Raw genomic sequence first — 12,845 nt, forward strand, 5'->3', positions numbered from 1 at the left:
ATATTATTATGCTTTAATCATGGCATTGAAAACGATAAGGAATAAGGCATGGCTTTAGCAATCAAAACTCGCGAAATTGAATATACGGCTGCAGATGGCAGCAAACTGATCGGTTATTTTGCTGCACCAGAAACAGCACAAGCTGTCGCGGGGGTGATTGTCGCACCTGAATGGTGGGGACGTAACGAATACACCGAACAACGCGCGCGTGAATTGGCTGAACATGGTTTTGCAGCCTTAGCGATTGATATGTATGGCGATAAAAAAGTCACCACCACCGCAGCCCAAGCCAATGAATGGATGATGCAAACTTTTGCAGATGCTGACACAATTGTGACTCGTGCGTCTGCAGCTTTGGACACTTTAGCTGCCCAACCTGAAGTAAATCGCGATAAACTCGCTGCAATTGGTTTCTGTTATGGCGGCAAAGTCGTTCTGGATTTGGCTCGTTCTGGCGCAGCATTAAAAGCAGTGGTGACCTTCCACGCCAACCTCAGCCCGAAAGCCCCTGCACAACAAGGTCAGGTACAAGCCGAGATTTTGGTGTTGCATGGTGAACTGGACAGCATGGTGACTTTAGACGACGTCGCAAGTTTCCGTGAAGAAATGCACGCGGCTCAAGTAGAGCATGAAGTGATTATTTTTGAAGATGCCAAACACGGCTTTAGTAACCCTCAAGCCGATGAACGTGCCAAAGCCAATGGGGTCGATTTAGGCTATAACGCATCGGCAGAGCAACAAGGTTTAGCTGCCATGTATGAAGTGTTGGATCGTCGTTTAGCAGATTAATCTGCTGTTCACATTACGCAGCATATACTCAACGCAAGCCAAGAAAATTTTAAAGAAGAGGATATAACAATGACTGAGCAATGCCCTTATTGCAATTTTGATGATTATGATGTTTTGGCAAAAAATGAATTTGGGGTAATTTTGCCTGAACCCAATGCCCTGTCTAAAGGACATTGCGTGATCATTCCGCTACGTCACGTCGGCTCTTTTTTTGACATTACAGACAAAGAACGTAAAAGTTTATTGTCTTTATTAGAATTGGCGCGCAATGAGTTGCAATTGCGTCATCAACCTGCAGGTTTCCATGTGGGTTTTAATGATGGCGATGTGTTTGATGCTAAATCTGAGCATTTACACATCCACATTATTCCACGCTATGAAGGTCAGACCTTAAAATTGGATAACCGTTGGGGTATGAGCGGTCAAATTTAAACCACGACTCGTTTTATCCCAAACCAAGTGAAACCAAACCTAAAGAAGAAGATGCACGCTCATCTTCTTTTTTTATGCACGTAATTCCCACGCCAGTTTGGCTATACTAAGCCGCTACTTTACAAACTGGGTTCGCATGACTGCTTTTTCATTTTCCGATGCTCTCCTCACGTGGTTCGATCAACACGGACGCCATGACCTGCCGTGGCAAGTCGCCGATGATCCCTATGCGGTGTGGGTGTCTGAAATCATGCTGCAACAAACTCAGGTCAAAACCGTATTGCAATATTTTGAGCGTTTTTTGCAGCGCTTTCCGACAGTGCAAGATTTAGGACGTGCAACTTGGGATGAAGTTGCACCGTATTGGGCAGGTTTAGGCTATTACGCCCGCGCCCGCAACTTGCATAAAGCCGCAGCCATTGTGGCACAGCAAGGACATTTTCCAAGTACGCTCGAACAGTGGATGGCTTTGCCGGGCATTGGTCGCTCTACGGGTGGTGCCATGATGTCGCTGGGTTTACGCCAATACGGCGTCATTATGGATGGCAACGTCAAACGGGTTTTAGCACGTTTTTTTGCTATTGAAGATGATTTATCCAAACCTGTACATGAACGTGCCATGTGGCAACTGGCAGAACAGCTCTGCCCCGAAGTGCGTAATCACGACTATACGCAGGCTATTATGGATTTGGGCGCCACCATTTGTACCCCCAAAAAACCACTGTGCTTATATTGCCCAATGCAACAACACTGCAAAGCACATCAACAAGGTTTAGAGCAGGAATTGCCCTTTAAAAAACCGAAAAAAGCCGTACCCGTTAAATCTGCACAGGTCTTAGTACTGCAATGCGCAGATCAGTGGTTATGGCAACAACGTCCCAATACAGGACTTTGGGGTGGACTATGGTGTTTGCCTGTCATTGAAGATGCACAGGCTTTTGAGCAACTGTGTCAAAGCTTGAGCCTTAAACAGGTACAGCAACGCGCACAGATTTCACATAGCTTTACCCATTTCACTTGGCAGCTTGAAGCACTGTGTTTTCAGGTCGATGCTGATCTACAAGAACACTTGGCAATAGAACTGAATGCAGATTGGTATAGTCCGCAACAAGCCAGCGATTTGGGCATTCCGACGGCCATGAAAAAATTGATCTCGGCAATCAATCTGTGACATAGTCAAGCATCGTGATGAATGAAATCTTTGCTTTCACTGCCATTACAAGGATGTCTTATGTTTCGATGGATTGCTGTTTTAAGCCTGTCACTCTTTACCTTATTGATTGCGGCCTGTAGTTCTGCACCGAAACGTCCCAGTACCCCACTCCCGCCTGCCTTGGTGCAAAAACTCAATCAAATGAGTTTAAAAACTCGCTTGCCCATTCCTGTGCAGGGCATTAAAGCGCATCAGTTGAATGACACTTGGGGTGCATCTCGTAGTAGCGGACGTTTGCATGAAGGCATTGATATTCTTGCCGCCAAAGGCAGCAAAGTGTATAGCGCTACAGAAGGTTTAATTGCAGACTTACGCGATAATCGCTTAGGTGGTAAAGTAATTTGGATATTAGGGCCTGCAGGCACTTGGCATTACTATGCACACTTGGATGGACATAAACGCGGTTTAAACGTGGGCGATTATGTCAAGGCAGGAACGCATATTGGCTATGTCGGCAATACAGGCAACGCCCGACACACTGCCGCACATTTGCATTACGGACTTTATTTAAATGGTAAAGGACGCGGTGCGGTCAATCCTTATCCTTATTTACGTTAATTTTGTTAGGAACATTTCATGTCTGAAGCCTTGATAAATCGATTGGTGGAATTTGCAGAATCTGGCAATCAACAAAAAATTGTATTGGCAGGACAAGTCCATCAAGGCTGGGTCATGGAAATTACTGAAGATGCCCTGCTCATCAGCACAGGTTATTCAGATAAAGTTGGTAAAGACAACTGGATTTCCTTTCAGGACTTAGAACAGGCCGAATTATATTATTGGGATAACCAAAACGACCAATGGACGCAATTTCAGCTTTAATCTGCCCGATTATTTTATGCCTTAATTGATCAGGAGTACGCACATGACCTTACAACGCTGTGGCTGGTGCTCTGATGATCCGCTCTATATGGCCTATCACGATTTAGAATGGGGACGGCCTGTCTTTGCAGAAGCACATCTGTTTGAAATGTTTTGCCTAGAAGGACAACAAGCAGGTTTGTCTTGGATTACTGTTCTAAAAAAACGTGAAGCTTATCGCCAGCATTTTTTTCAATACAGCATTGCTGAAATTGCCGCATTTAGTGATGATGATCTTACGCTCAAATTACAAGATGCTGGATTAATTCGCCATCGAGGCAAATTACAAGCAATTCGTGACAACGCACGTGCATGGCAAAAACTAAAAGATGCCGATATAGACGTCGTGACATGGCTTTGGGATTTTGTCGCACAGCGACCTATTAGGAATGATGTACCTGACTATCGTCTTGCACCTGCACAAACCAACGCCAGTGTTACCATGTCGAAAGCCTTAAAGAAAAATGGTTTTAAATTTGTAGGCCCGACCACCTGCTATGCCTTTATGCAGGCTGTGGGCATGGTCGATGACCATGAAAATCACTGTCACTTTAAAACAACATCCAAGCTTTAGTATTCAAAACTGCTCACCCCATAACAGCAAGATCACCAATCAATACAGTCAGTCGATGACAAGGACGGTGCAATATGAGTAATACCATTCGAGCCTATGCCGCAATGCAGGCAGGTGAAGCCCTGCAAGCCTATCAATTTGATGCGGGTGAATTGCAGGCGCATCAGGTAGAAGTCAAAGTCGAATATTGTGGCTTATGCCATTCCGATCTTTCAGTCATTCAAAATGACTGGCATTCCTCGGTATATCCTGTGGTGGCAGGACATGAAATTATTGGCACGATTACCCAATTAGGCAGTGAGGCCAAAGGCTTAACCGTGGGGCAACGTGTAGGCATTGGCTGGACTGCAGACAGTTGCCAACACTGCGATGCCTGTATTGCAGGCGAACAAGTGCTGTGCAGCAATGGCACTACCGCAACCATTGTGGGACATGCAGGTGGTTTTGCCGATAAAGTCCGTGCAGGTTGGCAATGGGTAATTCCATTACCCGATGAGGTCGATCCTGTCAGTGCAGGGCCTTTGCTCTGTGGTGGAATTACCGTATTTGATCCGATCTTGAAACATCAAATTCAGGCAGTACATCATGTTGCGGTGATTGGTATTGGTGGCTTGGGGCATATCGCCATCAAATTATTAAAAGCATGGGGCTGTGAAATTACGGCGTTCAGTTCCAATCCAGACAAAACCGCAGAATTACTGGCTATGGGTGCAGACCATGTAGTGAACAGCCGTGATGCTGCTGCCCTTAAAACCCAGCGTGGCAAGTTTGACCTGATTTTAAGTACGGTAAACGTAAGCTTGGACTGGAATGCTTATTTAAGTACGCTTGCACCACATGGCACTATTCACATGCTAGGTGTAGCGCTAGAACCCATGCAAATTAAGGCGGGCAGCTTAATTGGCGGTGCAAAATCGGTTACTGGTTCATCGACAGGTTCGCCTGCAGCGCTGCGTCAATTACTACAATTTGCCGCACGCAAACAGATTGCCCCACAGGTGGAAGTTTTTCCGATGTCACAAATCAATCAGGCAATTGAATATTTGCATCAGGGCAAGGCACGCTATCGGGTGGTGTTAAAGGCCGACTTTGACTGATTTTTAAGTTAAATCTTGCCCAATTTAACGGTCTTGCTCATCTCAGATGGGCAAGATTTATGTATAAAAAATGTTTTAGATATTCAGTCTGTTATAGAATAAACTGCGTAAGCAGCATATATTAAAAAGTTGAATCGACACAGGCTGCAAAGCCACGTGCCAAACTAGAAAAGTCTGTGAAAAAGTCTGCTAAGATGAATGCTGCTTTTTTAACTATAAAATGAATTTGAGAAAACCTATGAGTAAAGCCTTACCCATCGCTGTTGCTGTAATTTTAGGCGGTGCTGCACTTGTTCCTGTTTATTATGCCTCTCAAAACCCAGCAGTGGCGACCTCTAAAGCGTCGGCAAATGCTTCTGCGGTTGAAAAAATCAGCTACGCTTTGGGTTATGAAGTGGCACATCAAACCCCACCAGAGCTAGACATCAACAGCTTTGTAACAGGTGTGCGTGAAGGTCATGCGCGTAAACAACCTGCCTACACCGAAGAAGAATTACAAAAAGCCTATGAGCAATTCCAGCAAGAGTTGCAACAAAAACAAGCCACTCAAGCGCAAGCTGCGCAAACAGCCAGTGATTCATTCTTAACTGAAAATGGCAAAAAAGCAGGCGTACAAACCACAGCTTCTGGCTTGCAATATCAAGTGATTAAAGAAGGCACAGGCAAACAGCCAACGGCAAGCTCTGTGGTCAAAGTGCACTACACGGGTAAACTGGTCGATGGCAAAGTATTTGACAGCTCGGTACAACGTGGTGAGCCAATTGAATTCCCACTGAATCAAGTCATTCCGGGCTGGACTGAAGGTTTACAGCTCATGAAGGAAGGCGGTAAAGCTACGCTGTATATTCCATCGAAACTGGGCTACGGCGAACAAGGTGTACCAGGCATGATTCCTGCCAACAGCACCTTAATTTTTGATGTTGAACTGATTGAAGTGAAATAACAACATCACCCTTTCAGGAGAGCTTGGCTCTCCTGTATGGTCTTAGGACGAAAAGAATGAAAAAACACCTTGCCCTTGTGTGTATCGCACTGCTCAGCAGTGGCAGTTTTGCCAAAACCGTGACCAATAAAAGTCCTGTTGCAGATCAGGTCGGTTATAGCTTTGGTTATTTAATGGGGCGCAGCAATGCGGAAACCTTAAAAGATATTGATCTCGAAGCCTTCATTGCTGGCTTAAAAATGGCAACACAAGACCAAGCCGCCAGTTTAAGCGATGAAGAAATGGCACGAGTGCTGACTCAATTCAAAAAGCAAGCCGAAGCCAAACAACTGATTGAGCTTAAAAAAGTAGCCGATAGCAATGCTAAAATTGGGCAAGCCTTTTTAAACAATAATGCCAAAAAGGCAGGGGTCAAAGTCACCAAGTCTGGCTTGCAATATCAAGTCTTACAGGCAGGTACGGGCAAATCACCCAAAGCCACCTCTACCGTTAAAGTCCATTATGAAGGTCGTTTAATTGATGGTACGGTATTTGACAGTTCTATCGCCCGCGATCAAGCTGCAGAATTTCAGGTCAGCCAAGTCATTCAAGGTTGGACTGAAGGCTTACAACTCATGAAAGTTGGTGCCAAATATCGCTTCTTTATTCCTGCTGCTCTAGCCTACGGTCAAATTGGCTCAGGCGATGCAATTGAGCCAAACAGCACGCTTATTTTTGATGTGGAACTTTTAGAAATTGTAAAATAATCCAAAGCCGCATCATCTTTAAACAAAAAAATACCGCAATTTAAATTGCGGTATTTTTTCAGATCAACTTCGCTTCATTAAGGTTTTAAATGACGTGGTCTAAAACCCGTTGCCAACAATCCAACCCCATAGGCCACTACGCCCACCACACACAGCGCAGTGACTTCTGCCACACGCATCCATTGTGATACATCACCGTTATACCAAGTTAAGGCATACCACAACGCAGCAATCATCACGGCATTTGCCACTGCAAACTGCACCATGAGTTTTTTCCAGTGCGCACCAAAACGGAAAATCTTGCGTTGATGCAAATAGAAATACAACATGCCTGCATTCACCAAAGCCGAACCTGATGATGCCAGTGCCAATGCCATGTGTTCAGCTTGCCAGTCAATCAGTTTAAAGAAGCCAATAAACACCACGTTTAAAATCGCATTGGCAGCCACAGCCATTAAACCCACACGTACTGGTGTTTTGGTGTCTTGCTGTGCATAAAAACCCGGTGCAAAGACTTTAATCAGCATGAATGAAATCACCCCTGCACTCATACATTGCAAGGCCAAAGCGGTCATTTGCGTATCTTTAAAACTAAACTGACCACGCTCAAACAAGGCTTGGATAATAGGCGTTGATAACATAAACAGTGCAATACTGGCAGGGACACCTACCAAAATAATCACCCGTGCAGCCCAGTCCATCATGCCGCGGAATTTATCCATATTTTGTTCTGCATGACGCGCAGACAGTGACGGTAAAATGACCGTCCCAATCGCTACACCAATTAAGCCCAAAGGTAGCTCTGTCATACGTTCCGCACTATACAACCACGACACCGAACCATCCTGCATAAAAGATGCCCAAATGGTGTTGAGTAGCAGGTTAATTTGCGTGACCGATACCCCAAATAAAGCAGGCAGCATCAGCTTCATAATCCGATCCACCCCTTCATGCTTGAAATCAACTTTAGGGGGAATCAGCAGCTTTTTACGCCATAGTTCTGGAATTTGAATCGCAAGTTGTAAAGCACCCGCGATAATCACCGCCCAACCCAGTGCCATAATCGGCTCTGCCATGTACGGTGTGAGCCATAATGCACCTGCAATCATCGCCACATTCAGCAATACAGGCGCAAAGGCAGGCGTGGTAAATGAGCCATAGCTGTTCAAAATACTGCTGGCAAATGCCGTCAGCGACATAAACAACAAATAAGGAATGGTCAGGCGGAACATATCGGTGGCTAGCGCAAACTTTTCAGGGTCGCTATGGAAACCCGGTGCGTAGATATACATCACCGCAGGCGCAGCCACCATGGCGGTAAAGGTTAGCCCTGTCATTACCGTCATTAAACAGCCAAAAACCCGACTAATTAAAATTTGTACTTCGGCATGAGTGCGGCTGGTTTTATATTCGGTCAATACAGGAATAAATGCCTGCGAAAACGCCCCTTCGGCAAACAGTCGCCTGAAAAAGTTGGGGATACGAAACGCCACCACAAAGGTATCGAAATCTTTACCTGCACCAAACACATTCAGCAATACCACATCACGGACTAATCCTAGCACCCGTGACAGCATGGTCATTGCACTGACAATAAAGGTCGATCGCCAAAGCGCCATCGTTACCACCCAATTAAAAATTTAGTCGCTATTGTAATCAAAGCATCAACAAAGTTTTGTTATTGATTGATCAATTTTTCCTGTGATGTCGAAGCTTTAAGTTGAGATAACTGTTCACGAAAATACTGCCAGTCAAAATACGGCCCTGGATCAGTTTTACGTCCCGGTGCAATATCGGAATGTCCTGCAATATGCTGTTGAATACTCGGATAGGCCTGCTGCAAACTGTGTACCACCTGCACCAAACTCTGATATTGCGCTGTTTCAAAAGGCAAGTCATCACTGCCCTCTAATTCAATCCCAATTGAATAGTCATTACATTCAGGCTGTGCCAAATAACTAGAACGCCCCGCATGCCACGCCCGATCTGCAAAATTAACAAATTGCAGCACCTCGCCTGTTCTTAAAATCAACAAATGTGCCGAAACCTGCAGGCCCTGAATGGTCTGAAAGTAAGGATGCTGCGACCAATCCATTTGGTTCTGAAAAAATTGCTCAATATAACCACCACCAAATTGTGACGGCGGCAAACTAATATTGTGAATGACCAGCAATTGAATCTCTTGGTCTGTCGGACGGGCGTTGAAATTCGGAGATGGGACTTGTCTTGCCCCTTGTAATTGACCCTCAACCACCTGAAACGACGGCACATGCTGCATAAGGCAATCCCCAAACCATTAGAATAGAAAAATAGAACAGAAATTTCAGTTTAATGCCAACGCGTGACAATGAACATCTTAAATTACACCCGAACGTGGCTAAAAAACACATCCTGACGCAGAACAGTGTTAATATAACGCGCAATTTTCATGGGCAAGATCGACACGGAAAATCTTATGAGCATCTCTCCAGCTTTGCTTGAACAATCCATCCAAATCAATATTCAGCAAGCCTTGCAAGAAGATATTGGCGATGGTGATATTACCGCATTATTGACCCCTGAAGATGAGCAGGCCACTGCCACCATTATTAGCCGTGAAGACATGATTTTGGCAGGTCAACCGTGGGTAAATGCCCTGATTCAAGCATACGATGCCAATGTGCAAGTCACGTGGTTAAAAAATGATGGCGACCACGTTGCTGCCAATGAAGCCTTTTTGAAATTGGCAGGTTCTGCACGCAGCCTGTTAACGGTAGAACGCCCTGCGCTGAATTTTGTGCAAACCCTGTCTGCTGTTGCGACTAAAACCGCAGCCTATGTGCAACAACTTGAAGGCTTAAATACCAAACTGCTAGATACCCGTAAAACCTTACCGGGTTTACGCATTGCACAAAAATATGCTGTCACGGTCGGTGGTGGACAAAACCATCGTTTAGGCTTATTTGATGCCTTTTTGATTAAAGAAAATCACATTATGGCAGCAGGCGGCATTACTCAGGCAATTGCCAAAGCACATGCCATTGCTCCGGGCAAACCTGTAGAAGTTGAAGTGGAAACTTGGGATGAACTAAATCAAGCCCTTGAAGCCAAAGCTGATATTGTGATGTTGGATAACTTTAGCCAGCAACAAATGATTGATGCGGTCAAGCATGTGGCAGGTCGTTGTAAACTTGAAGCGTCGGGCAACATCACCATTGAAAATTTACGTGAAGTGGCTAGTACAGGCGTAGATTATATTTCGATGGGTGTTTTAACCAAAGATGTCAAAGCTGTGGATTTATCAATGCGTTTTAATGCGTAAACGATTACTTTTAAAATTAAGGGTGCAATCTGCACCCTTAATTTTTTCCAAAAATTGATTTTAAGGAGGCAAATGAGCCTCCTTTTTTTATGCCTCAATTTTGAATTTAATCATCGTCCTTGTTGTCGTTGTCGTTGTCGTTGTCGTTGTCGTTGTCGTTGTCGTTGTCGTTGTCGTTGTCGTTGTCGTTGTCAGAAGCTTGACCGAGTACACTACGATTGTCTTCATTTTCACGCTCAGTACGTGAATCACATGCAGTTAAAAACAACATCATGGCAGACATTAAAATAATCAATAGTTTCATGCTTTCCTCCTCTTTTCATTCAGGCTCTTTGCATACAGTTTTCCATCTTAAAAGAACGCATCCTGCAATATTGTAGCTTTTTGCTTCACGCTTCCTATCGCAATCTAAATCTCATCCATAAAAAACGCATCCGAAGATGCGCTCTTAAACAGCAGAAAAACATCAAAAAGCTTAGCTTACCAACCTAAAGCTTGCTGCTGTTTTTTTACCAATTCCTGAATACCTTTTTCTGCCATTTCCAACATGGCATTACATTGCACACGATTAAACGGCTTATCTTCAGCAGTACCCTGAATTTCAATAAATTCACCTGCTTGTGTCATCACCACGTTTAAATCAGTTTGGCAATTTGAATCTTCTTCATAGCACAAATCCAATAACACTTGGTCTTGGTACATGCCCACAGAAATTGCAGCCACCAAACCCTTTAATGGGTCATGCTTAATTTTTTTCTTTTCCAGCAACACATTCATAGCATCAATCAATGCCACTGCTGCACCTGTAATGGCTGCAGTACGGGTACCGCCATCGGCCTGAATCACATCGCAGTCAATGGTAATGGTGTTTTCACCCAGTTTCTTCAAATCGACCATGGCACGCAAGCTACGACCAATTAAGCGCTGAATTTCCTGTGTACGTCCGCTTTGTTTACCACGCGCCGCTTCACGGTCACTACGGGTATGAGTTGAACGTGGCAACATGCCATATTCTGCAGTTACCCAACCTTGTCCCTGCCCTTTTAAAAAGCGCGGTACAGAGTTATCAATACTTGCGGTACACAAAACTTTGGTATGACCAAACTCTACCAACACTGAACCTTCAGCATAGCGAGTATAGTTACGGGTAATTTTTACCTCACGTAATTGATCTAAAGCTCGTTGGTCAATACGCATAATGTGTCCTTATTTTTGGCTCAAATAAATTGCCCGCAAGTATAACAGATGCCACAGCGCAGGTCGCTTTTCCAAAGCTTGACGTGTGCTGTTTCGGTAAATTTTGCCTGTATTTTTACAAAGTGGCTTCATTCATCTTTTAGTATTATCGTGAAACACAGGTTTTTGTTAGACTGCGCGGCACTGGCAGAATCAGGAAATACAATGTCGATTCGGGAAGAACGAAAACAACAAAGTCGTCAGGCAATTATGGAGGCAGTGCTGCAACTCAGCAGCGCAGGACGTGCATTTAGCAGCATTAGCTTAAGAGAAATTTCACGACAGATTGGACTGGTGCCCACCGCATTTTATCGGCATTTTCAAGATATGGATGAGTTGGGGCTAGATTTGGTCGATCAAGTTGCCTTGCACATTAAAGGTATTTTGTATCAGTTGGGACAAGCTTATTTATACCAACCCGATGCACAGACCGAAAAGGCATTGACCCTATTTTTTAAATCTGTCGATCAACATCCACAACAATGGATTTTTTTAATTGCCGAACGCTGGGGCGGTTCGACCATTTTACGGCAAGCCATCGCCCGTGAAATTGATTTTTTAATTGAAGATTTAGCTAATGATTTACAACGGGTCGAAAGCGTACAACATTTTCAGCATGCTGAAGATTTTCACATTCTGGCCAATATTTTAATTAATTTATCGTTAAATTGGGCAATGAGCTGGATTGGTTTAGAACGCCAATTTGAAGCCGAAAAATTACCTGAACAACAGCAGCGTTTTATTCAACAAACCATTACTCAAGTACATTTATTATTTCGTGGCATTTGCCACTGGCAACGTCCGCAGCCTGTCGCAGATTAAACATACAACACACTTTTAACCTGCATTAAAAAAACCGCAATGACGTTGCAATCATTGCGGTTTTTAGCGATGCGCTGCTGATTCAGCCTTGCATCATCTTGTTATTGCATCTGCTTATTTCTTAGCTTTACGCTCTTGATCAACCAAGTAGTTCACTACTTGAATCACTTTGCCGTTATCGCCTTGAACGATATATTTACCATTCACCACCACCGCAGGTACACCTGTCAATTGGTACTGACGCGCCAATTGTTTAGCTTGTGAAATTTTAGAGGTGATCGCAAACGAGTTAAACATGCTGTTAAATTTCGCTTCAGGTACACCATATTTCACAAAGAATTTAGCTTGTGATTGTTGGTCAAAAATTTGCTGACCTTTGTCATGAATGGCATGGAAAAGTGGCAAGTGAGTTTTCTTGCGCACACCCAAAGCTTCAGACACATAATAACCACGTGCATTCATTTCCCAAACAGGATTCATGGCTGCAGGAGTACGCACAAAATTCACATCTTTAGGTAACTGGCGTAACCATGTTTGCATATATGGTTCTAAAGTAAAGCAGTGACCACAACCATACCAAAAGAACTCACGCACTTCAATTTTACCCGGTACATCAACCTTACCCGGGTTGGCGACAACGCTATAATCTTTACCTGCTACAAAATTTGCCGCCATAGTGCTACCAGAAATAGCAAAGATGGCAGTTGCCAAACTACCTAAAAGGAATTTTTTCATTGCGTTTATAATCCTCTAAATCATTCTGTTTAGTGTATGGCAACACTATAAATCAATTATGCTGATTTCGTTTTCCTTCTGTGAACTTTTTTACAG

At 44.0% G+C, this 12,845-nt stretch carries 16 protein-coding genes; 11 read left to right on the forward strand and 5 right to left on the reverse strand.

Translation table 11 applies throughout. The annotated features are described in order from the left end of the window. Positions 1–48 precede the first annotated feature (48 nt). The 9 genes from FTT78_RS02430 to FTT78_RS02470 all read left to right on the forward strand — a co-directional run bounded on the left by FTT78_RS02430 (position 49) and on the right by FTT78_RS02470 (position 6,655). A complete protein-coding gene (locus FTT78_RS02430; protein WP_136144130.1) occupies positions 49–789 on the forward strand; it encodes a dienelactone hydrolase family protein in 741 nt (246 codons plus the stop codon). Positions 790–858: 69 nt separating this feature from the next. Beyond that, positions 859–1,221 carry an HIT family protein gene (locus tag FTT78_RS02435; RefSeq protein WP_070155794.1) on the forward strand — a complete coding sequence of 121 codons (363 nt, stop codon included), beginning with the start codon at positions 859–861 and terminating at the stop codon, positions 1,219–1,221. A 136-nt stretch (positions 1,222–1,357) separates the two neighbouring features. After that, the gene (mutY, locus tag FTT78_RS02440) at positions 1,358–2,392 is read left to right on the forward strand and encodes an A/G-specific adenine glycosylase (protein WP_131261235.1); all 1,035 of its coding nucleotides are present in this window, start codon (positions 1,358–1,360) and stop codon (positions 2,390–2,392) included. A gap of 60 nt (positions 2,393–2,452) precedes the next feature. Beyond that, complete coding sequence (locus FTT78_RS02445; RefSeq protein WP_131261236.1) at positions 2,453–2,992, forward strand: M23 family metallopeptidase; 540 nt, start codon at positions 2,453–2,455, stop codon at positions 2,990–2,992. 18 nt (positions 2,993–3,010) lie between these two features. Beyond that, the gene (locus tag FTT78_RS02450; RefSeq protein WP_180043514.1) at positions 3,011–3,256 is read left to right on the forward strand and encodes a hypothetical protein; all 246 of its coding nucleotides are present in this window, start codon (positions 3,011–3,013) and stop codon (positions 3,254–3,256) included. 43 nt (positions 3,257–3,299) lie between these two features. Beyond that, positions 3,300–3,869 (forward strand): DNA-3-methyladenine glycosylase I, encoded by a 570-nt coding sequence (locus tag FTT78_RS02455; RefSeq protein ID WP_180043516.1) that lies wholly within the window; start codon positions 3,300–3,302, stop codon positions 3,867–3,869. 74 nt (positions 3,870–3,943) lie between these two features. After that, on the forward strand, positions 3,944–4,966 hold the full coding sequence (locus FTT78_RS02460; protein WP_180043518.1) for an NAD(P)-dependent alcohol dehydrogenase: 1,023 nt from the start codon (positions 3,944–3,946) through the stop codon (positions 4,964–4,966). Between the two features lie 238 nt (positions 4,967–5,204). Further along, positions 5,205–5,909, forward strand: a complete 705-nt coding sequence (locus tag FTT78_RS02465; protein WP_004974091.1) for an FKBP-type peptidyl-prolyl cis-trans isomerase — start codon at positions 5,205–5,207, stop codon at positions 5,907–5,909. Positions 5,910–5,965: 56 nt separating this feature from the next. Next, on the forward strand, positions 5,966–6,655 hold the full coding sequence (locus FTT78_RS02470; RefSeq protein WP_004974089.1) for an FKBP-type peptidyl-prolyl cis-trans isomerase: 690 nt from the start codon (positions 5,966–5,968) through the stop codon (positions 6,653–6,655). Positions 6,656–6,732: 77 nt separating this feature from the next. On the opposite strand, the gene murJ is transcribed toward FTT78_RS02470, so the two are convergent. Both murJ and ampD read right to left on the reverse strand, forming a co-directional pair. After that, positions 6,733–8,283 (reverse strand): murein biosynthesis integral membrane protein MurJ, encoded by a 1,551-nt coding sequence (gene murJ / locus FTT78_RS02475; protein WP_171287394.1) that lies wholly within the window; start codon positions 8,281–8,283, stop codon positions 6,733–6,735. Positions 8,284–8,333: 50 nt separating this feature from the next. Continuing rightward, a complete protein-coding gene (ampD, locus tag FTT78_RS02480) occupies positions 8,334–8,933 on the reverse strand; it encodes a 1,6-anhydro-N-acetylmuramyl-L-alanine amidase AmpD (protein WP_004974083.1) in 600 nt (199 codons plus the stop codon). A 177-nt stretch (positions 8,934–9,110) separates the two neighbouring features. On the opposite strand from ampD, the gene nadC reads away from it, so the two are divergent. Then, positions 9,111–9,956, forward strand: coding sequence for a carboxylating nicotinate-nucleotide diphosphorylase (nadC, locus tag FTT78_RS02485; RefSeq protein WP_004974082.1), 846 nt, complete (start codon positions 9,111–9,113; stop codon positions 9,954–9,956). A 106-nt stretch (positions 9,957–10,062) separates the two neighbouring features. Here the strand turns inward: nadC and FTT78_RS02490 are convergent, their stop codons facing one another. Continuing rightward, on the reverse strand, positions 10,063–10,260 hold the full coding sequence (locus FTT78_RS02490; protein ID WP_042068620.1) for a hypothetical protein: 198 nt from the start codon (positions 10,258–10,260) through the stop codon (positions 10,063–10,065). A gap of 176 nt (positions 10,261–10,436) precedes the next feature. After that, a complete protein-coding gene (gene rph / locus FTT78_RS02495; RefSeq protein ID WP_004974074.1) occupies positions 10,437–11,153 on the reverse strand; it encodes a ribonuclease PH in 717 nt (238 codons plus the stop codon). Positions 11,154–11,357: 204 nt separating this feature from the next. Between rph and FTT78_RS02500 the strand changes: the two genes are divergently transcribed. Beyond that, a complete protein-coding gene (locus FTT78_RS02500; protein ID WP_136144683.1) occupies positions 11,358–12,014 on the forward strand; it encodes a TetR family transcriptional regulator in 657 nt (218 codons plus the stop codon). A 114-nt stretch (positions 12,015–12,128) separates the two neighbouring features. On the opposite strand, the gene FTT78_RS02505 is transcribed toward FTT78_RS02500, so the two are convergent. After that, the gene (locus FTT78_RS02505) at positions 12,129–12,749 is read right to left on the reverse strand and encodes a thiol:disulfide interchange protein DsbA/DsbL (RefSeq protein WP_004974070.1); all 621 of its coding nucleotides are present in this window, start codon (positions 12,747–12,749) and stop codon (positions 12,129–12,131) included. Positions 12,750–12,845 lie beyond the last annotated feature (96 nt).

Origin of the sequence: Acinetobacter sp. YH01011, from assembly GCF_013420785.1 — a bacterium.
Taxonomy (GTDB): domain Bacteria; phylum Pseudomonadota; class Gammaproteobacteria; order Pseudomonadales; family Moraxellaceae; genus Acinetobacter; species Acinetobacter towneri.